General features: G+C 48.3%; 9 protein-coding genes. 1 reads left to right on the top strand and 8 read right to left on the bottom strand.

Annotated features, from left to right (window positions below; genetic code table 11):
• Positions 1-83 precede the first annotated feature (83 nt).
• Positions 84-689 carry a paraquat-inducible protein A gene (locus tag ACOJUO_RS18880; RefSeq protein ID WP_422133481.1) on the top strand — a complete coding sequence of 202 codons (606 nt, stop codon included), beginning with the start codon at positions 84-86 and terminating at the stop codon, positions 687-689.
• Between the two features lie 5 nt (positions 690-694).
• Here the strand turns inward: ACOJUO_RS18880 and ACOJUO_RS18875 are convergent, their stop codons facing one another.
• The 8 genes from ACOJUO_RS18875 to ACOJUO_RS18840 form a co-directional block, all read right to left on the bottom strand.
• Complete coding sequence (locus ACOJUO_RS18875) at positions 695-1,087, bottom strand: DUF2721 domain-containing protein (RefSeq protein ID WP_317141854.1); 393 nt, start codon at positions 1,085-1,087, stop codon at positions 695-697.
• Positions 1,088-1,125: 38 nt separating this feature from the next.
• Positions 1,126-2,235 (bottom strand): DNA polymerase IV, encoded by a 1,110-nt coding sequence (dinB, locus tag ACOJUO_RS18870; protein WP_422137812.1) that lies wholly within the window; start codon positions 2,233-2,235, stop codon positions 1,126-1,128.
• An 81-nt stretch (positions 2,236-2,316) separates the two neighbouring features.
• The gene (locus tag ACOJUO_RS18865; RefSeq protein WP_422137811.1) at positions 2,317-2,592 is read right to left on the bottom strand and encodes a hypothetical protein; all 276 of its coding nucleotides are present in this window, start codon (positions 2,590-2,592) and stop codon (positions 2,317-2,319) included.
• A gap of 257 nt (positions 2,593-2,849) precedes the next feature.
• Complete coding sequence (locus tag ACOJUO_RS18860) at positions 2,850-6,098, bottom strand: PEP/pyruvate-binding domain-containing protein (RefSeq protein ID WP_422137810.1); 3,249 nt, start codon at positions 6,096-6,098, stop codon at positions 2,850-2,852.
• Positions 6,099-6,250: 152 nt separating this feature from the next.
• Positions 6,251-9,703 (bottom strand): PEP/pyruvate-binding domain-containing protein, encoded by a 3,453-nt coding sequence (locus ACOJUO_RS18855; protein WP_422137809.1) that lies wholly within the window; start codon positions 9,701-9,703, stop codon positions 6,251-6,253.
• 353 nt (positions 9,704-10,056) lie between these two features.
• Entirely contained in the window at positions 10,057-14,952 is a 4,896-nt protein-coding gene (locus ACOJUO_RS18850; protein ID WP_422137808.1) for a DUF4116 domain-containing protein, read from the bottom strand.
• 178 nt (positions 14,953-15,130) lie between these two features.
• Positions 15,131-18,835 carry a DUF4116 domain-containing protein gene (locus ACOJUO_RS18845; protein WP_422137807.1) on the bottom strand — a complete coding sequence of 1,235 codons (3,705 nt, stop codon included), beginning with the start codon at positions 18,833-18,835 and terminating at the stop codon, positions 15,131-15,133.
• Between the two features lie 132 nt (positions 18,836-18,967).
• The gene (locus ACOJUO_RS18840; protein ID WP_422133474.1) at positions 18,968-22,243 is read right to left on the bottom strand and encodes a PEP/pyruvate-binding domain-containing protein; all 3,276 of its coding nucleotides are present in this window, start codon (positions 22,241-22,243) and stop codon (positions 18,968-18,970) included.
• Positions 22,244-22,316 lie beyond the last annotated feature (73 nt).

Here is a 22,316-nt window from a genome sequence, read left to right as displayed (position 1 = left end):
CCCTCATTGGCATATCATTGTTCTTTGCAGGTTTCTCAACTATTTTAGTGACAAGATAACTCTTTCCAGAAGACACAAGAAAAATGACTGAGCCCCGAAATTTCAGTATTGCTGCCCCCCTGATTGTTTTAATCATTTCACTAGGTTTATTGATTCCCGGAATCACCCAACCCATGATCACACTTCAGGCGGATATGAACCGACAGGCCCTGGTCAAGGAAGGTCAAAAAATTATGGAACAACAGTCCATTCACCCGGCACTGCTGACTATGGCCAACCAGTTTCTCTCTAATCTGAAGGTGGAAGGCCAGAGCCGGGTTTATGACAAGACCCGAAGCATTCTTGGCACTGCCAGCGACCTCTGGAATTTTGGCTACAAATTTGTCGCCATTCTGATTCTTACCTTCAGTGTCCTGATACCTGCTATCAAAAGCTTACTCTTGCTGGCATCCTGTCACTCGCCATCACGAAGAGTTGCACTTAAAGTCAACGCTGCGCTCGGTAAATGGTCTATGGCAGACGTGTTCGCAATGGGGATCATCATTGCCATGCTGGCTGCCAACGCCACTGCGTCGGAAAGCGCTCTGCTGAATTTTCAGGCAGAACTGCACTGTGGATTCTATCTCTTTGTCGCCTACTGCCTGGTTTCAGGATTGACAGGGCAGCTGTTATTGAAAGAGCAGCCATAAACTGCTCAATCTTCCATCTCACTTACCTGAAGTTCCAGCGCATCAATCGAAATTTTAATTTCGGCCAGACAGATGATCAGGGAAATCAATAAAGCCAGCAGGCTTATACCAAAAATGATAAAACCCACCTGATATTGACCCAGGTGAAGAAGAAACATAACCAGAACACAGCAGATAAAGCTGACAATTCCAGCTCCCTGCATGTGTTTGATGAGTATCATTCGTCGCCTGAGGTTTTCCATCTGCCCTTTGATGTGAGGGTTATCCGGATGTTTCTTGAACTCACCGTGAAGATTTCTGATCAATGTAGCCAGCGCCAGAAACTTGTTGGTATAGGCAAGGAACAATAGAGAAATGGCCGGAAACAACAGGGCGGGAGTTGTCAGATTCAGCTCCATGGGACCTTATCAGAGTTTAAATATTGAGAGATGCCATACTATATCCTTCCACCCCTGCGTTCAAACAACTCCAATTGCTGCATCTGCCCCGAGGTTCTCAAATCCAGCAGCCTTACGCCAACACCCAGTAGACGAACAGCTTTATCCCCCCTTTGCCAGGCTCGAATCAGCAATGCCTGGAAGTGTGCCTCGGGTGCCAGATCATCGGACTCTATCATTTCCTCAAGTGTTGTCTGGGTGAAATCGTTGAACTTCACTTTTACAAACCGCTTGGTGACCGAATATTCATTCCTGATTGCCTGAAAACGTCGCGACAGATCCTCAACCAGGGGTTTTACCTGAGTCAGTATCGACTGTTCGTCCTGCAAATCTGCATCAAAAGTGTGCTCAACAGATAACGACTTCCGTCTTCTATCCAGCTCCAGTGCACGATTGTCCTCGCCTCTGGCAAGCTCCCAGAGGCGCTCGCCGAAACTGCCAAACCAACGACACAACTCAACCGGAGAGTATTGTCGCAACATGCCACAGGTCATAATCCCTTTGCTATGTAGCTTTTGAGCAGTGACCTTGCCGACACCGTGTATCTTCTCAACCGGTAATTCAAAAACAAAATCCTGAACCTGGTCGGGCGTGATCACACAAAGACCTTTTGGCTTGTTCCAGTCGGATGCCACCTTGGCCAGAAATTTGTTTGGAGCCACACCCACAGAGACAGAAATCCCCACCTCTTCCAGGACAGACTGCATAATCTCCCGGGCCATCAGCGTGCCACTGCCCTGGCAGTGACTGGAGTGGGAAACATCCAGATAGGCCTCATCCAGCGACAAGGGCTCAATCATCTCAGTGTAACGATGAAAAATGGCATGCATCTGCCGTGAAGCGGCTTTATAGACATCAAACCGGGCTGGCAAAATAATCAGATCAGGACAGAGCCTGAGTGCACGATAGGACGCCATAGCAGAATGCACGCCCGACTTTCGCGCCGCATAACTGCATGTGGCAATCACTCCTCGACGTTCAGCTTTACCCCCCACAGCAAAAGCCTTGCCTTTTAGCGTGGGGTCATCCCTCTCCTCTACAGAGCAGTAAAAGGCATCTGCATCAACATGGAGAATTTTTCTCTGAACGGATTGATTCGTTTCCTGCATGGTGTTATCGAAAAATAGTGCGAAAAAAATTGAAGCTGCCTGTAAAGACTAACGACAGGTGAAGCAGGAAACAATGATTTCTTAGTGACTTTTTATACAGCCTTGATCGATCTCTTCACTCTGGACGAGGGTATCGCAAAACTCCAACAACTCGTACCCATGCTCTGGGGTCGTCATTCCCGCGAAGGCGGGAATCCAGCGCCAACGGTGGATCTCTGCCTTCTCGGGGATGATAAGGCCAGGGGGCACCAGGCGGTATGGTTCTGGTGGTAAGTCAGTGTGGATTCCCGCCTTCGCGGGAATGACGAGAATGAAGCCGGGAATGACGAGAATGAAGCCGGGAATGACGGGAGTCAACTCGTTCCCACGCTGGAGAGAGTTTTGCGACACCCTCTGGACATGTCTGACCTCAAAAATGTTCAGCAAAGTCTTAATGACGCAGAAAGATGCCATGTCACCCCAAGAGAGATGTCGCAACGCTGAATATTTAGGTATTTTCAAATGATCGATAAAAAACGAGGGAAATTTCCGGTCTGCTTCAGCCCGGTTCTATCCAGCAATCAGGAAAAACGACAATATTTTCACTGATCAGGGTTCTCAGAATAGATCAGACCTTATCTCCAGAAATAAGCAGAGTAATGATTTTTAGCCCGTTCGCTGGCATATTCCGGCCCATGCTCTCGCAAGACATTATTGAGCTTTTCTTTATTAACTGAAAGTGGCTGAACCGGTAGAAGATAAAACTCCAGTTTGTAGCTGAAGGATGGATTGATCACAAAGTAGTGGTTTTTATAGCCAAACAGCAACTCAACCACTTGAACAGCGTATTTGGGATGTAACAATACATAATGATGTAAGAACTCCCAGCGAATGTCCTCAGCGATCTCATCATTCAAGAACATCTCCCTCAGACTATCTACTGTTTTTTTCCCCTGAAATACTAACGAATTACACGAACCTAACTGCTGGGCCCAGCGAACAAACTGTTGCAGTCGGTTGCTTAATAACTGGCAGCATTCGCTGGAAATCCTGAACCCACCGCAGTAAAACATTGAGAAAAGGCAATGTTGAAAGGCAAATCTGTCAGCTGCTGTTGCAACATCGCGATTAAGGCGTTGTGCAAGCAAGTTGAAGTCCCACTGATCTCCTTCAAAAATACGTAAGTCCTCTAAATGTCTATCCAGATTATACATGGAATCTAACGCAATCATCAGTTTTTCAAAGGCATGCTGCATGGTTTGATGCAATTTCATTCGCGGGCATTCGACGACAATTTCACCCGCTATGGCATTGCAAGTTACCTTCATACCACCAGCATTTTTATTCAGTTCGATCGCTTTCAGCAACTGCACCAGAAACCACATACGCTTTAACTTGGCGCTGACATCGACACCATCATTGCCATCAAATTGGTCAGAAAACTTAAGCCGCAAGGTTCGTCCTTTTCCCCCCTCTGCGTTTTCCAGTAGCTCGATAAGGCACAGATGAACGCCAAGCTTCAGGTTAACAATCGTGGCACTGTCCATACTGAAGACAGTCCCCGTAGACCCGGAATTTTCAATGGATGATCTGTCGGACGGCCTCAGTAGCGATACTTTGTCACTCGGGGTCGTGCAGTCAACATAGGTGATTTTCTTTACTCTCGATACCCTGCCCTGAACCGAATCCAGAGCAATCGGAGCCAGCGCGTTTACGAAACGCTGATGCAAGGCAAAAATCAGTTCATGAATACTTCTGACCTGCTCAGCCTCTTTAAGATGCAGTGATTGCAGAACGGATTGTAGTTGCTGACAGTCTGCAACCCACTGACGGAAGGATCCCTGCCTTTTTTCAGCAGCTTTCAGGGGCAGCATAATAGCCTCCAGGCCTGACAGGACGCTCTCTTTGAGTGTCTTGAACCGTTTGATTAATTGTTGTGCTTCATCCTGCAAAGGTCTGACACTGCTTCTCCCCAGCTGCAAGAATGCATGGTAGCCATCCAGAAATGCTTCAGCCCCCTGAACCAGTTGATTTACCCTGACTCTGATCTCTGCCAGCAACTCTGCCCGTTGCGGCGACATGCTCAGTTTTATGGGATTTGCCAGACAATCCAGTCCGCCACCGGAGGCAAAAAATGCCAACAAACGGGCATTTTGATCCGTGAGCCACTGAAAACCGCTGGCGATATTAAGGAATGTGCCTTCAGGGGGGGACAAATCACTCCGTGACGGGACGGCTCCGGTGAGCGGCACATCAGAAAATGCAGAGGACAGACTTCTGTGACTGGCAAGTTTACCGCTAAGGTCACCGGCAACAATAAAGGCGCCAGGCTTTCCTTTGAAGCGGGCAAAGGCGAGCGTCGCCTGTTGGCCAACCTGAGCGGCCACGACCGCAAACTGTCCACCGGCCAGCATCAAGGTTTTTCCTTCCTGTTTCATAACGATCGCGACATGATCGTTGAAGCCTCCTTCGGCAAAGACAAACCCCCCTGCCCGCTTCAGGAACTCTGGCTCAAGCATCCAGTCTGCAGCGTGTTGGGCCACAACAATGGCACCCTCTGGCATAGAGTCCGCCGCTTGTTCTTCAGCCTGCCAGATTGTTCCGGTGCAATGGCCTTCGCTGACGCCCTGACCAACGGTCAGGGTCTTTTTGGGTATCGGCATCGCAAAATCCATGCCGCCAGAAAGCCGGGTAACAGGGCGCACCTGCAACAGGAACAAGTTACCCTGATGATCGATGGCAAACTCCACATCCACGGGGCAAAGCAACAGGTTCTCCAACTCCGTCACCGCCTGACTGAGTTTTACCACCAAATGATCACTGAGTTTATGAACACTGTCGTCTGATTGGTCGTCCGCATCATAAATTTCTGTTTCCAAATAGCCGTTATTGTTTTTGTGCAGGGCGAAGTGACTTGAAACCTTGCCGGAAAAGTATTGAAAGTGTTCAGCGCCTTCCTTGTGATAAATATCGATACGGTGGGGCGTATTACCGGACTGACCTGCCACTACGCCTCTGGGCTGACCCTTTGTGTACTCAATCCTGACGGTATCATTCTGAAAGGATTGAAAGCTCATGATGACTCCACCATATCGACAGTCAATACACTGTTGGATGATCAGCGCCATGGGTTGCGGTATGCCTTCGGGACAGACTTCAGGACGGTAACCTGAGGCCATGACCTTGAGACAGGTTCTGAAAACATCGCCTTCTGCCTGAATGACAGAGAGGTATTTGCCCGCCTGGGCATCACCGTAGTTATCTTCATTGATGCCAGAACTGCGAACAATAACGGGCTGTGATGCAGAGAGTCGGTCCACCTGACGGTGAAGTTCCCTGATTTTTCGGGCCGCTTCAGAATCTTTAACCCGTTCGTAAAAGTCATCACTGGCAATAAATGTTGCCATACCTGACAGCCAGTCATCCCTTTTGGTTTGCTCTGAAGGCGGCAGGGTATTGAGGTATTCCCGGAGGTTCTTCAGGCTGGTCTTAGCCAGCGGTTCAGCAACAAACCCGGGCAAATAGTGATCTAACCGATGAGTATCGAGAGGGTGTTGTTCCAGCGCATTCATGATTTGAGCAGTCACACATTCGAAGGGCGGAACAGACAGACCGGCTGCTTTCATGCGCCACAAAAACATCCCCTTGCCCCCGAGCAGTTCCCGTTTGCAGGAAGAATGGTAAGCAGCCTGATCTGAAACAGCTGAATGACAGCTGCGCTTGACCAGCAACCTTGGGTCGGGTGTACCACTGATATCAAGATTATCGAAATACCTTTTAGCTGGATGACCTGCCTCATTGGATCGAGTGCCAGCTGCGGTATTCTGATTTGGATTGGTTGTCAGGCTTTCAGGACATGATGCTCTGACAGTAACATGATTCATTAGACATCCCTCTCATAATGCTCATCTGTGACTCAATAGCTGATGAGTCACTTAATTACTTCCCTTTGACATTGATATTTTTATAAAGTTCATGAAGTTTTCACGAAGTTCGGGATTGCTTTGTTTCGCTGGCAAAGAATAAGGGAGAAATACTATCGGCCATTGCCATTTGCCAGTTGAATAATGTCTTTATCGCTTCGGAGCTCTTCACTGGCATAACACAAAACTGTGGGACATTCTGCGACAGCGGCCATAACGATATCTCTATCATTCCTCAGCACCTCATTCAAATATCTCAGTTCCATGGGATATTTTGAAATGACGGGTAATACAAAGTCTTTATCATTCCAGACTGGTTGGCTGGCATATTCCAATCCATGTTTGAGCAGGGCATTCCTGACCTTTTCTTTGTGATCCCCAAGCGGTTGGCCTGGTGCCGCATAAAACTCCAATTCGTGACTGAACGATGGCTTAATAACAAAGTATTGATTTCCCAGGTCATACACTTGCTCAACCCATCTGGTAGCACTTTTAGGTTCGAATAATAAAAAATGATGTAACAGCTCCCTGCGGATGTCCTCACTCATCTCTTCAGTCATAAAGATGTCCTGCAGACTCTCTTCGGGTTCTCTATTAAAAAACAATGACCACTGATACGCGCCTAACCGCCGGGCATGATGGATAAGCTGTTGGTGGTGGTTGCTCAATAAACTGCAGAAAGCGGCAGTAGTGTAGCGACCACCCCTGAGCCAATAAAACATTACGAAAAGGCAATGTTGAAAAGCGAATCTATCCGCGTCTGTCGCAACATCACAATCAAGACGTTGTGCAAGCAAGTTAAAGTCCCACTGACCGCCTTCAAAAATGGGTGAGCACTTCAACCGAATGTCCATATTATACATAGCACGTAACACAATGATCAGCTTTTGAAAGGCATTCTGCATGGTTCCAGGTAATTTCATTCGGGAGCATTCGACAATAATCTCACCCGCTACTGCGTTGCAACTTAGCTTCATGCTATCAGCATTTTGATCCAGTTTGATCTCTTTCAGTAATTGCGCCAGAAACCACATACGTCTGAACTTGCCAGATTTATCACGGTCCTCAGGCCTGTCAAATTGATCGGAAAATGTCAGCCGCAAGGTTCGACCTTTCCCCCCCTCTGCACACTCAAGCAGCTCGATAAGGCCCACATGACTTCCAAGATCCAGGTTAACAATCGAGGCTTCATTCATAATGATGACAGTCCCTATAAGCCTTAACTCTTCCATAAGTGCTCTGAGGGACGGACTCAATATCGGTGTTTTTTCACCCGGGATCGTGCAATCAACATAGTTGATTGCCCTTTTCCTGGTCAGTTTGCCCTGACCCGAGGCCGAAGTGACCGGTCCCAGCCCTTTTATGAAGCGCTGATGCAGGGCAAAAATAAGCTCATGGACACTCCGGACCTGCTTAGCCTCAGCCGGGTTGAGTGCCTGAAGACAGGATTGCAACTGATGGCAGTCTGTCACCCATTGACTAAAAATTACCGGGGATACCTGTCCTTTTTCAGTAGTCTGCATTGGCAGGATGAAACGCTCTAACCCTGATCGGATGATCCGTTTCAGTGTTTCGAACCGGTTGCTCAGTTGCGGTAATTCTTCCTGCAGTGATTTGAGTTGAGGTGAATCGCTGTTACCCGCCAGCGACAAGAATGCTCTGTACCCATCAAGCAGTTTTTCAGCCCCGTAAACCAACTGTTTTGTGGTGTCTTTGATCTCTTCCAGAATCTTGGGTCGTTGCGGCGACATGCTCAGTTTTATCGGGTTTGCCAGACAATCCAAACCGCTGCCGGAGGCAAAAAACGACAGCAGCCGGGCATTTTGATCCGTGAGCCACTGAAAACCGCTGGCAACCTTAAGGAAAGTGCCTTCAGGGGGGGACAAATCATCCCGTGACGGGACGGCTTTGTGTGACTGCACATCAGAAAAAGCAGAGGTCAGGCTTCTATAACTGGCCAGTTTTCCGGTAAGGTCACCGGAAACAATAAAGGCACCCGGCTTACCCTTAAAGCGGGCACAGGCCAGCGTCGCCTGTTGGCCATCCCCGGCGGCCACAACAGCCGCAAACTTTTCACCGGCCAGCATTAACGTTTTTCCTCTCTGTTTCATGAGGATCGCTACATGATCATTGAATCCTCCTTCAGCCATGAAAAAACCTCCCGCCCGCTCCAGAAACTCAGGCTTCAGCATCCAGTCTTCAGCATGGTGGGCCACGACAATGGCTCCCTGTGGCATAGAGTCGGCCTCTTGTTGTTTGGCCAGCCAGAGGGGTCCGGTGCAAAAGCCTTCGCTGACACCCTCGCCAATGGCAAGAGTCTCTTCGGGTACAGGCATGGCAAAATCCATACCACCAGAAAGTCGGGTAACAGGACGCACCTGTAACAGGAAAAGTTGACCCTGATGATCGATGGCAAACTCCAAATCCACGGGGCAGAGCAACAGGTCTTCCAGCGTTGTCACCGCTTCCATGAGTTCTGAAACCGTTTCATCACTGAGTTTCTGTCCGCCGTCGTCTGATTGAGCACCAGCATTATCAATTGCTACTTCCGAATAGCCGTTATTCTTCTTTTGCAGGACGAAATGACTTGAGATCGTGCCGACAAAGTATTGATAGCTGTCAGCTTCTTCTTTACGATCCTTGCGATAAATATCAATGCGGTGGGGCCTGTTACCGGACTGCCCTGCTACCACACCTCTGGGTTGACCTGGTGTGTACTCAACCCTGACGGTATCATCCTGAAAGGATTGAAAGCTCATGACGACGCCACCATATCGACAGTCAATACACTGTTGGATGATCAGCGCCATGGGTTGTGGTATGCCTTCGGGACAGACTTCAGGCCGATAACCTGAGGCCATGACCTTGAGACAGGTACTTAAAACATCGCCTTCTGCCTGAACGACAGAGAGGTATTTGCCCGCCTGGGCATCGCCGTAGTTATCTTCGTTGATGCCGGAACTGCGGACAATCACGGGCTGTGATGCAGAGAGTCGGTCCACCTGACGGTGCAGCTCACTGATTTTTCGGGCCGCTTCAGAATCTTTAACCTGTTCGTAAAAGTCATCACTGGCAATAAATTCTGCCATACCTGACAGCCAGTCATCCCTCTTGGTTTGCTCTGAAGGCGCTAAGGTATTGAGGTATTCCCGGATGTTCTTCAGGCTGATCTCCGTCAGCGGTTCATCAACAAACCCGGGGAAATAGTGGTCTAAAACATGGGTATCGAGAGGGTGTTGTTCCAGTGCATTCATGATTTGAACAGTAACACATTCGAAGGGCGGAACAGACAGACCGGCTGCTTTCATGCGCCACAAAAACATCCCCTTGCCCCCGAGTAGTTCTCGTTTGCAGGGAGAATGGTCAGCAGCCTGATCTGAAACAGCTGAATGACAGTTGCGCCTGACCAGCAAGCTTGAGTCGGGGGTACCACGGGTATCAAGATTATCGAAATACCTTCTGGCTGGATGACCAGCCTCATTGGATCGAGTACCTGCTCCGGTATTCTGATCAAGATTGGTTGTCAGGCTTTCAGGACACGATGCTCTGAAAGTAACATGATTCATTAGACATCCCTCTCATAAGTACTCAGCCATGCGGAATCGAATATTTCTGGCTTATTGGGCAGGTGCTCTGCAAGGCGCAACGACGGGAACATAGCAAGCTATGTGACCAGAGTTGCAACGCAGTCAGAGTGCCTGAACAATAAGTCAGAAAATATGATTTCGTATGGTTGAGTACTTAATGTTCACCTGTGACCCAATAGCTGATGAGTCAATTAATTACTGTCCTTGGACATTGATATTTTTATAAAGTTCAACCGTCGGCCAAAAGCACGCATTAGAAAAAAAGCCAATAAGCTGGCAAAACGGCTTGTGCCGGTCAACGATGTCAGAATTGATCAGACCTTATTCGCAGATTACTCGACGTATTCACGAACGTCGGGGTTTCTTTGTATTGCTGCCTCAATAAAATCCTCACCATCTTCAAATTCGAAAGCAACAAAATTGAAAACATCAGAATCCTGTTCAATCAAGTCCAGCATATAGTCACGATCCTTCAATAGCGTTTTATTGGCATATCTCAAGATATTAAAATTGATAGCCACTAAGGTTTTAATTATGTTTTTATCGCTTCGGATTCTTTCACTGGCATATCTGAGGGCTGCCGGATAATTTTTGATAGCGGCCATTACAACTTCTTCATTATCCTGTGGTTTCGGGCTGGCGTATCGCAGTTGATAGCCTTCTTGGGTGACTGCAGCCAGAACGACCTCGTTATCACTCTTCAGTTCTTCACTCAAATGTATCAGATTATAGGGGTTTGATGAAATGGCTGCTAATGCAAGGTCTTTATCATTTCGAATCCGTTGGCTGGCATATTTCAATCCTCCCCTGAGCAAGACACTCCTGATCTTTTCTTCGTGATCCCCAAGCGACTGCGCCGGTGGAAAATAAAACTCCAGGCTGTAAAGATAGGACGGCTTGATCACGTAGTATTGATCTTTCAAATCAGGATACACAAGATCAACCCATCCCATAGCCTTACCGGGATGTAACAATAAAAAATGATGCAGCAGCTCCTTGCCGATGTCCTCAGCGTTTTTATCACTCATCAATACTTCCCGAAGATTGTCCTTCGAATTAATGAGCCGTCGACTATGATCAATAAAGTCTTGTTGATGACTGTTTAATAACTGGTAGCAACCGGGATTAATGCCATTTCTGTGACTATCAACCATTAAGAAAAGGCAATGTTGAAAAACGAATCTATTGGCTTCTGCCGAAAAATCGCTATCAAGGCGTTGTGCAAGCAAGTTAAAGCTCCACAGATCTTCTTCAAAAATGCTTCTTAGCTCTAAAAACTCATCCAGATCATAAATGACATCTAACGCCGTTATCAGCTTTAAAAAGGCATCCTGCATGATTTCAGGTGATGTCAATCGGGAGCATTCGACGATCATTTCTCCCGCTGCAGCGTTGCAACTCAGCTTCATGCTATCAGCATATTTATCCAGTTCGATCGCTTTCAATAACTGCGCCAGAAACCACATACGTTTCAACTTGCCGGGTGCATCACTGCCATTAGTGGCATAAAATTCCTCAGAAAATATCAGCCGCAAGGTCCGCCCTTTTCCCCCCTCTGCGTTTTCAAGTAGCTCGATAAGGCTCTTGGTATCTTCTAAATCCAAATTAACAGTCAGGGTATTATCCATACGGATGACAGTCCCTTTAAGAAGCCTTAACTCTCTCAGACCTGCCCTGCAGGACGAACTCAATACCGGTGCTTTTTCACCCGAGCCATCCGTTGTCGTACAGTCAACATAGATCACGCCCTCGTCCATGGCCAGCATGCCCTGAGCCGAGACCGGAGTATCTGGTGCCCGGGACTTTACCAGGCACTCGTACAACGCAAGCATCAGGCCATTGACACTCAGGACCTCTCCAGTCTTCATGGGATAGAGTGCCTGAATACAGGATAGGATGACTTCTCTGTCATTCTTCAGTTCTTCACTCACGTACTCGAGATTGTATGGATGTACGGCAATGGCCGCTAATACCAGATCTTTATCATTTCGAACCCGTTGGCTGGCATATTTCAGTCCTCGCTTGCGCAAGACATTTTTAATCTTTTCCGTTTGATCCCCAGGCGACTGAACCGCTGGAACCTCAAAATTCTGGCTGTAACTGAGGGATGGATCGATAACAAAGTATTGATCTCTCAGGCTATATACATCCTCGTATAATGGAGTAGCCTTATTGGGCTCTAACAATAAAAGATGCTGTAAGAGTTCCCTGCGGTTGTCCTCAGCGATCCTGTCACTCATTAACACTTCCCGAAGATTGTCCTTTGATTGAGCTAACCGTCGACTATGATGAATAAACTTTTTTTGCTGTTGGCTCAATAACCGTTTTAATAACCGGAAGCAATCCTGAGTAATCCAATCCCCAATGCCATAAACCATTAAGAACAGGCAATGTTGAAAAGCAAATCTGTCGGCTTCAGCCGCAACATCGCTATCAAGGCGTTGTACTAACAAGTTAAAGCTCCACTGATCTCCTTCAAAGATGGCTGTCGACTTTAAGTCCATATCCAGATTCTTAATGACACGTAACGCCGTTATCAACTTTACAAAGGCATCCTGCATGATTTCACGTGATTCCATTCGCGGGCATTCAACAATCATTTCACCTGCTATGGCATTGCAACTTAGCTTCATGCTACCAGCGTGTTTATCCAGTTCGATCACTTTCAGCAAATGCGCCAGGAACCACATACGTTTCAATTTGCCGGGGGCATCACTGCCATCAGCCCTGACAAATTGGTCAGAAAATTTTAGTCTCAAGGTACGTCCTTTCCCCCCCTCTGCGTGTTCAAGCATCTCGATGATGCCCATGTGATGTCCTAACTCAAGGTTAACAATCAAAGCATCATCCATACTGACAACCGTCGCTGAACGCTTTGATTTTTTGAGGGATGCTTTGCAGGGGTAGCTCAATAGCTGTCCCATTTCATCGTCGCCACCCGGAGTCCTGCAATCAACATAGGTGATGTCCTTTTTCCTGGATATCCGGCCCTGACCCGAAGCCAGAGCGACCGGCGCCATTGCCTCTACAAAGCGCTGATGCAGGGCAAAAATCAATTCATGGACACTTCGAACCTGCTCAGCCTTCCCGGGGTTGAGTTCTTGAAGACAGGATTGTAGCTGATGGCAGGCGGCCAGCCACTGGCGAAAAGTTCCGGCAGGTACCAGGCCTTCTTCAACGGATTGCAGGGGCAGGATGATACCCTCTAGCCTTGACCAGATAATCTGTTTCAGCGTCCCGAAGCGGTCGATCAATTGCTGTGATTCTTCCCAGATTGACTTGAGCTGAGATGAATCACCGTCATCCGCCAGCCGCAGGATGGCCCGGTACCCCTCCAGCAAGGCTTCCGCCCCACAAATCAGGCGATTTATGCTGTCCCTGGTCTCTGACAATAGCTTTGATCGCTGCGGCGAAATACTCAGTTTGATTGGGTTTGCCAGACAATCCAGTCCGCCGCCGGTGGCAAAAAATGCCAACAGCCGGGCATTTTGATCCGTTAGCCATTTAAAACCGCTGGCCACCTGAGAGAATGTGCCTTCAGGGGGAGACAAATCATCCCGTGAGGGGACGGCTTTTGCTATCGGCACATCAGAAGCAGCAGAAGGCAGGCTTCTGTAACTGGCCAGTTTACCGGTCATGTCACCGCTGACGATGAAAGCACCGGGCTCACCGTTAAAGCAGGCACAGGCCAGTGTCGCCTGCTGCCCATTATGATTGACTACTGACGCATACTTTTTACCGGCAAGCATTAAAGCTATTTTTTTCTGTTTCATGAGGATCGCTACATGGTCATTGAATCCTCCTTCGGCAAAGACAAAACCCCCTGCTCGCTTCAGGAACTCAGGCTCAAGCATCCAGTCTTCAGCGTGCGGGGCCACGACAATAGCTCCGAACGGCATAGCGTCTGCCTCTGGTTTTTTGGCCAGCCAGATGGGGCCGGTGCAATAACCTTCGCTGACGCTCTCGCCAGTGGCCAGGGTCTCTTCGGGTATGGGCATGGCAAAAACCATGTCGCCGGAGAGTCGGGTAACAGGGCGTACCTGCAACAGGAATAGCTGTCCCTGATGATCGATAGCAAACTCCACATCCACGGGGCAGAGCAACAGGTTTTCCAGCTCTGTTACCGCCTCCCTGAGTTTTGAAACCCTGTCATCAGTGAGTGAATGCCCAGTGACCTTTGATTGCGGATTGGCATCATCAATTCTTGTTTCCGAATAGCCGTTATCATCCTTGTTCCTGTGCAGGATAAAGTGACTGGAGATGGTCCCGGGAAAGTATTGGTAGCTGTCAGTTTCTTCTTTAACACCCCCGCGATAAATATCAATGCGGTGAGGCCTGTTACCGGACCGCCCTGCCACCACGCCTCTGGGCTGACCCTGTGTATACTCAAGCCTGACGGTATTATCCAGATAAGATTGAAAGCTCATGGCGACACCACCATATTCGCAGTCAATGCACTGTTGGATGATCAGCGCCATAGGTTGTGGTATAGCTTCGGCGCAAACTTCAGGTTGGTAAGCTGAAGCCATGACCTTAAGGCAGGTTCGCAAAATATCCTCTTCTCCCTGAACTAAAGAGAGGTATTTGCCCGCCTGGGCATCGCCGTAATTATCTTCATTGACGCCAGAACTGCGGACAATTACGGGCTGCGATCTGGTGAGTCTGTCCAGCTCGGTGCGCAGATCCCTGATATTTTGGGCTGCTTCAGAATCTTTAACCTGTTGGTAATAATCATCACTGGCTACAAATTGTGCCAGACCCGCCAGCCAGTCATTCCTTTTGGTTTGCTCTGAGGGCGGCATGGCACTAAGGTATTCCCGGATGTTCTTCAGGCTGATCCCGGCATCCAGTTCACGGTCAATCCCGGGGAGATAGCGGCCTGAAAGATGGCTATCCAGAGGGTGTTTGTCCAGAGGGTATTGTGCAAGCGCATTCATGACCCGGACTGTCACACATCGGAACGGTGGAACAGACAGACCGGCGCTCATCATGCGCTGCAAAAACATTCCCTTGCCCCCAAATTCTTCCCGTTTGGCGGATGAACGGTCAGCAGCCTGATCTGAGACAGCTGAACGGCAGGTGCGCTTGGCTAGCGGCGTCCGGTCCGGAACGTCACCGGGATGAAGATCACTGAAATGCCTTTTGTGTGAATGCTTAGCCTCATTATCCTGATCAGGAACAGTTGTCAGGCCACTGGGACCTGGTATGTCTGTAGCAGGAGGTAACATCAAAATATCCCTCTCAGGTTCTTATTCATCCATGACTTAATCGCTATGGCATAAAACGTTTGGTACTTTTGACAATGATATTTTTACGAAGTTCACCACTCAGGCTGAAGAGCACAACAGGAAAGCGGCAATAAGGTGTGGCAAGACGATTTGAACCAGTCAACGTTTTCAGAGCCAATCAGACCTTATCCGAAAGTTTCCTGATGTATTTAATAACTTTGGGGTTTCTGTGTCTTGCTGCCTCAATAAAATCCTTATCCTGTTTAAGCTCAAAAGCAACATATTTGAAAGCTCGATGATTTTTTGCAATTAAGTCCAGCATAAAATCGCGATCACTCAATACACTTTCACTGGCATATTCTGAGTATTGAATATCATTAGCCATTGCGATTTTAATAATATTTTGATTGCTTCGCATTTTTTCACTGACATACCTCAGAGCCTCTGGATATTGTTCGACAGCCGCCATTACCACCCTGACATTATTCTTAAGTTCTGGACTGGCATATTGCAGCTGATTGCCATCTCGAGTGACTGATGCCATGACGACATCAGTATCATCCCTCAGTTCTTCATTCACGTATTTCAGTTGTTCGGGATGTTTTGCAATGGCGGCTAATACAAGTTCTTTATCATTCAGAACCCGTTGGCTGGCATACATCAACCCATGCATGAGCAGGGCATTCCTGACCTTTTCTTTATGATCCCCGGACGGCTGTCCCGGTGGAGCATAAAACTCCAATCTGTAACTGCAGGATGGCTTGATCACAAAGTATTGATTTTCCAGGCCATACAGACGTTCAACCAATCGAGTGGCGTAACTGAAGTCGACCAATAAAAAATGATGCAGGAGTTCCCAGCGAGTGTCCTCAGCGATCTCATCACTCATTAACATTTCCCGCAGAATGTCCTCCGATTTTCGTCGCCAAAAAATTGCCCGCGTGCACTCACCTAACCGCTGTGCATGTTCAGTAAAACGTTGAAACTGATTGCTCAATAACCCCCGGCAAGCCGGAGTGATGCACCAACCTTGTTTGTAAAACATTAAGAAAAGGCAATGTTGAAAGGCGAATCTATCGGCTTCTGTCGCAACATCTCGATTAAGCCGTTCTACAAGCAAGCTAAAGTCCCACTGGCCTCCTTCAAAAATAACCCTTTTCCGAAACTTTTGATCCAGTTCAGCCATTGAACCTAACACAATGATCAGTTTTTCAAAGGCATGCTGCATGGTTTCACGTGATGCTATTCCCGTGCATTCAACAGTGATTTCACCTGCTACAGCATTGCCATTCACATGCATGCTATCGGCATCTTTGTTCAGCCCGATTGCTTTCAGTAACTGCACCAGAAACCATACACGAATAAACCTGCCGGTTTTTCCAACACCATCAGATATATTGAATTGGTCAGAAAATTTCAGCCGCAGAGTTCGTCCTTTACCTCCCTCTGCATTCTCAAGCAGCTCGATAAGAGCCAGGTGACATCCTAACTCGAGGTTAACAATCAAGGCTTCATCCATACTGATGACAGTCCCTGAAAGCCTCAACCTTTCCATGGATGCTTTGCCTGACAGTCCCAATAGCGATAACTCTCCGCCCGGAGTGGTAAAATCAAAATAGGTGATGTGCTCTTTTCTAGATATCTTGCCCTGAACAGAAGCCAGAGTGACGGGGGCCAGAGCCTCTACGAAACGTCGATGCAAGGCAAAAATAAGCTCATGGACACTCCGGACCTGTTCAGCCTGCTCAGGGTCCAGTGCCTGAAGACAGGATTGCAGCTGATGGCAATCTGCCACCCACTGACTCAGGATTCTCGGGGATACATCCCCTTCTTCAGCGGCCTGGATTGGCAGGATAATATTATCTAACCCTGATCCTATGGTCTGTTGCAGCGTCTTGAACCGTTTCCTCAGTTGCGGTAATTCATCCCGCAATGACATGGTCAGGTATGGTCGACTTTTTAGAGCCAGCCCCAGAAATGCCTTGTATCCAGCTAACAGTTCTTCAGATCCATGAATCAGCCGTTTCACGCTATCTCTGGTCTGTGCCAATAGTTTTAAGCGATCTGGCGACATGCTCAGTTTTACCGGGTTTGCCAGGCAATCCAGTCCACCACCGGAGGCAAAAAATGCCAAAAGCCTGGCATTTTGATCCGTTAGCCATTTGAATCCACTGCCGACATGACAGAACTTGCCCTCAGGAATTGATAAATCCTCCCAGGACGGAATTGCGTTCGCCAGGGGCTGATCAGAAAAAACACTGGCCAGGCTTCTGTGACTGACCAGCTTTTCTGTCATGTCACCGGCAACAATAAAGGCTCCGGGCTTGCCTTTAAAGCGACCGCAGGCCAGTGTCGTCTGTTGGCCATTGTCAGTAGCAAATACCGGACACTGATCATTAGCCCGCATCAGGCTTATTTTTTGCTGTTTCATGAGGATCGCTACATGATCATTGAATCCTGCTTTGGCAAAGACAAACCCCCTCACTTGCTTCAGGAACTCTGGCTCAAGCATCCAGTCTTCAGCGTGGTCGGCGACGACAATGGCGCCTTGTGGCATAGCGTCTTTTGCTCTTTTTTCAGCCCGCCAGAGGGGACCGGTGCAATAGCCTTCACTGATGCTGTCGCCAATGGCCAGGGTCTCTTCGGGTATGGGCATGGCAAAAACCATGTCGCCAGCGAGCCCGGTAACAGGGCGTACCTGCAGGAGGAACAGGCGCCCCTGATGATCAACGGCAAACTCCACATCCACAGGGCAAAGCAACAGGTTTTCCAGCTTTATCACCGCCTCCATGAGTTCTGAAACCGTTGCATCCGTGAGTTGCAGTCCACCGTCGCATGATTGAGCATCAACATTATCAGTTATTGTTTCCGAATAGCCGTTATTGTTCTTGTGCAAGACAAAATGACTTGAGATCGTCCCGGGAAAGTATTGATAACTGACAGCTTCTTCTTCGTGATCCTTGCGATAAATGTCGATGCGGTGGGGCGTGTTACCGGTCTGCCCTGCCACTACGCCTCTGGGTTGACCCGATGTAAACTCTGCCCTGAGGGTATTATTCTGGAAAGATTGAAAGCTCATGGCGACTCCGCCGTATCGACAGTCAATGCACTGTTGGATGATCAGGGCCATAGGTTGCGGTATACCTTCGGAGCAGACTTCAGGCCGGTAAGCTGAAGCCATGACCTTAAGACAGGTTCGCAAAATATCCTCTTCTCCCTGAACTAAAGAGAGGTATTTGCCCGCCTGAGCGTCGCCGTAATTATCTTCATTGATGCCGGAACTGCGAACAATCATGGGCTGTGATGCAGAGAGTCCGCCCACCTGACTGTGCAGCCCCCTGATTTTTCCGGCCGCTTCAGAATCTTTAACCTGTTGATAATAGTCTTCGCTGGCAATAAATTCTGCCAGACCCGCCAGCCAGTTATTCCTTTTGGTCTGCTGTGAAGGTGGCAAGGCATTGAGGCATGCCCTGATGTTCGTCAGGCTGATCTCTTTCTCTGCTTCAAGTTCATATTCAATCATTGGCAGATAGCGGGCTAAAAGCCCGGTATCCAGAGAGTGTTGCTCAAGCGCGTTCATGATCCGGGCTGTCACACATTGAAATGGCGGAACAGACAAACCGGCTTTTTTCATGCGCCACAAAAACATTCCCTTACCCCCCAGTTCTTCGCGGTTGAGGGGAGTCGGATCTGAAACAGAAAAACAACAGTGACGTTTGGCTAAAGGCGTTTTGCTGATCGAAACGCCACTGGAATCAGAATCACAGAGATGCTTTTTGGGTGAACTATCAGTTCCTCTGGATGGACTACCAACCCGGTTATTCTGACTTGAATAAGCTGTCAGAAGTCCATCATTCGATTTATCAGAATTGACATTTAACATTAAGATATCCCTTTCGTGAATAACTGGCACACCAATAAAGTTCAACCTTCAGTCTGAAACAGGCACCAGTAAAAATGACAATAAGCCGTTAAGGTCAAGGTTGTCAGAATAGATCAGACCTGATTCACAAAATTATTGATCGTACCTAAAAGCAAAGTATTCATTTCGCAGCCGTTGACTGGCATATAGAAGCCCATTCCTCTGAAAGGCTTTCTCGACTTTCTCTTTATGCTCACTGAACAGCTGATCAGTTGAAACGACAAAATTCAACTGGTAATCTTCTGATGGTTTGATAATAAAACTTTTACCCTTCAAATGGGGATACACATCCTCAAACAACGGAGTCACCAATCCGGGATCTACTAATAAAGAATGATGCAAAAGTTCCCTGCGATTGGCCTCACCAATATCATCACTCAGCAGCACTTTTTCATAAGCATTCTCCAAATTAACTAACCGCCGGGAATGATCAATAAATTGCATCTGCTGGTGGTTTAATAACCGGTAGCAACTGGGAAGAATGTCATATTGCTGACTAAGAGCCATTAAGAAAAGACAATGTTGAAAGGCGAATCTATCTGCTTCTGTCACAACATCACTATCAAGGCGTTGTGCAAGCAGGTTAAAGTTCCACTCAACCTCTTCAAAAATGCTTTTATCCTCTAAAAAAAGATCCAGATTCTGAACAGCAAGTAAAGCTGTTATCAGTTTTTCGAAAGCCTTCTGCATGGTTTCAGGTGATGTCATTCGGGGGCATTCGACGATAATCTGCCCTGCAACGGCGTTGCAGCTTAGCTTCATGCTATCAGCATTTTCGTCCAGTTCGATGGCTTTCAGTAACTGCACCAGAAACCACATACGTTTCAGCTTACCCGGTTCTTCACTACCATCCGATGGATGAAATGTGTCAGAAAATTTCAGCCGCAAGGTTCGTCCTTTCCCCCCCTCGGCCTTTTCAAGCAGCTCAATTAAGCCCCAGTGTTCGCCAAACTTCATGTTAACAATCAAGGCTCCCTCCATAGTGACGACCGTCGCATGACGCACTAATCTCTTGAGAGATGTTTTGCAGGACGTACTGATTAGCGGGACTGTTTCACCCGGGGTCGAGCACTCAACATAAGTGACGTTCTTATCCATAGATATCTTGCCCTGACCCGAGGTCAGTGTGACCGGTGCCAGCGCCTCTACAAAGCGCTTATGCAGAGCAAAAATCAGCTCATGGACACTTCGAACCTGCTCAGCTTCTCTGGGGTTGAGTGCTTGCAGACAAGATTGCAGCTGATGGCAGGCAAACACCCACTGCCGAAACACTAACGGGGAAACCAGTCTTTCTTTAGCGGCTTGCATTGGCAGAATGACACTGTCTAACTTTGATTCCACGGTCTCTTCCAGCTCCACAAACCGTTCCCTCAGGAGTGGAAATTCATCCTGCAATAACTTGACATGGGGTGAATCTTTTTTTCCGGCCAGCTGCAAGAATGTCTGGTAGCCCTTCAACAGGGCTTCAGCCCCATAAATCAGCCTGTTAACCCTGTCTCTGGTCTCTGCCAGTAGCTCTGAACGTTGTGCCGACATGCTCAGTTTTATCGGGTTTGCCAGACAATCCAGTTCGCTGCCGGAGTTAAAGAATGACAGGAGCCGGGCGTTTTGGTCGGTGAGCCATTGAAAGGCACTGGTGACCCTGGAGAATGTGCCTGGAGGGGGGGACAAATCATCCCGTGACGGGAGAGTTTTTGCTAAGGGCATATCCGCAAAATCAGAGGACAGACTGCTGTGACACGCCAGTTTTTCGGTACAGTCACCGGCGACAATAAAGGCGCCGGGCTTACCCCTGAAACGGGCACAGGCCAGCGTCGCCTGTTGGCCAACAAGAGTATCCATTGCCGCAAACTGACCAGCAACCAGCATCAAAGTTTTTCGTTTCTGTTTCATGAGAATGGCTACATGGTCATTGAATCCTCCTTCGAGAAGGACAAAACCCCCCGCCCGATCCAGGAACCCGGGCTCAAGCATCCAGTCTTCAGCGTGGTGGGCCACGACAATGGCTCTCTCTGGCATAGAGCCTGCCTGTCGTTTTTTGGCCAGCCAGATGGGTCCGGTACAGTAGCCTTCGCTGACGCTTTCGCCAATGGCCAGGGTCTGTTCGGGTATGGGCATGTTAAAATCCATGCCGCCAGAGAGTCGGGTAACAGGGCGCACCTGTAACAGGATCGGACGACCCAGACGATCGATGGCAAACTCCACATCCACCGGGCAGCACAACAGGTTTTCCAGTCTTGTTACATAGTCACTGAGTTTTGAAACCATGTCATCAGTGAGTGCATGTCTAGCGTCGTCGGATTGGGCATCGGCATCAAAAACCTCAGTTTCCGAATAACCGTTATCATTTTTTTTCAGGATAAAGTAACTGGAGATCGTCCCTGGAAAGTATCGGAAACTGTTAACTTCTTCTACGCGATCCTCACGATAAATATCAATACGGTGGGGCCTGTTACCGGACTGCCCTGACACGACACCTTTGGGCTGACCATATGTGTACTCAAGCCTGACGGTATTCTCCTGAAAGGATTGGTAACTCATGGCAACCCCGCCATATCGACAATCAATGCACTGTTGGATGATCAGTGCCATAGGTTGGGGTACGCCTTCGGAGCAGACTTCAGGCCGGTAAGCTGAAGCCATGACCTCAAGGCAGGTTCGCAATACATCCTCTTCTCCCTGAAGTTTCGAGAGGTATTTGCCCGCCTGGGCATCGCCATAGTTATCTTCATTAATGCCAGAACTGCGGACGATAAACGGCTGTGATGGGCAGAGTTTTTCCAGCTGACAGCGCAGGTCTCTGATTTCCCGGGCTGCTTCAGAATCTTTAACCTGTTGGTAACAGTCATCACTGGCAATAAATGTTGCCAGACCCGCCAGCCAGTCTTTCCTTTTGGCTTGCTCAGAAGGTGGCAAAGTAGTGACGTATTTCCTGATCTTCGACAGGCTGGTCTCTGCCTCCGGTTGATCAGGAATCCAGGGGAGATAGCGGGCCAGGCAGCGGCGATCCAGAGGCTCATGTTCAAGTGCATTCATGACCTGGATTGTCACACATTCAAAGGGTGGAACAGGAAGGTCGGCTTCCTTCATGCGCTGCAAAAACATTCCCTTACCCCCAAGCTGTTGGCGGCTGGGGGGAGAATAGTCATCAGCCTGATCTGAAACAGGTGAACGGCAAAGACGATCGGCTAACGATGTCTGGACGGGAACGCCAGTGAGATCAGGATCACTGAAATAGCTTTTGTGTGGACTCTCAGCCCCGTCGAACAGACCCTCAGCCCCGTCGAACAGACCCTCAGCCCCGGGAATCTGATTTGAATTGGTTGCCGGAGTCGGAGAATCTGCCCTTTGATAGCAAGTGGGTAACATCAAAATATCCCTCTCATGTTAATATTCATCCATGTGACTCAATGACTGGAAAGTCAATAAACCTTTGACAATA

This window comes from Endozoicomonas sp. ALC020, assembly GCF_049275935.1.
Classification (GTDB): domain Bacteria; phylum Pseudomonadota; class Gammaproteobacteria; order Pseudomonadales; family Endozoicomonadaceae; genus Endozoicomonas_A.
The sequence above is the reverse complement of the archived record's forward strand: the minus strand, read 5'-3'. Positions and strand labels throughout refer to the sequence as shown.

Bases quoted from the DNA above. Each gene is read 5' to 3' on its own strand.
- dinB (WP_422137812.1), bottom strand. From the start codon at position 2,235: ATGCAGGAAACGAATCAATCCGTTCAGAGAAAAATTCTCCATGTTGAT.
- ACOJUO_RS18850 (WP_422137808.1), bottom strand. From the start codon at position 14,952: ATGTTACCTCCTGCTACAGACATACCAGGTCCCAGTGGCCTGACAACT.
- ACOJUO_RS18840 (WP_422133474.1), bottom strand. From the start codon at position 22,243: ATGTTACCCACTTGCTATCAAAGGGCAGATTCTCCGACTCCGGCAACC.
- ACOJUO_RS18880 (WP_422133481.1), top strand. From the start codon at position 84: ATGACTGAGCCCCGAAATTTCAGTATTGCTGCCCCCCTGATTGTTTTA.
- ACOJUO_RS18855 (WP_422137809.1), bottom strand. From the start codon at position 9,703: ATGAATCATGTTACTTTCAGAGCATCGTGTCCTGAAAGCCTGACAACC.
- ACOJUO_RS18845 (WP_422137807.1), bottom strand. From the start codon at position 18,835: ATGTTAAATGTCAATTCTGATAAATCGAATGATGGACTTCTGACAGCT.
- ACOJUO_RS18860 (WP_422137810.1), bottom strand. From the start codon at position 6,098: ATGAATCATGTTACTGTCAGAGCATCATGTCCTGAAAGCCTGACAACC.
- ACOJUO_RS18875 (WP_317141854.1), bottom strand. From the start codon at position 1,087: ATGGAGCTGAATCTGACAACTCCCGCCCTGTTGTTTCCGGCCATTTCT.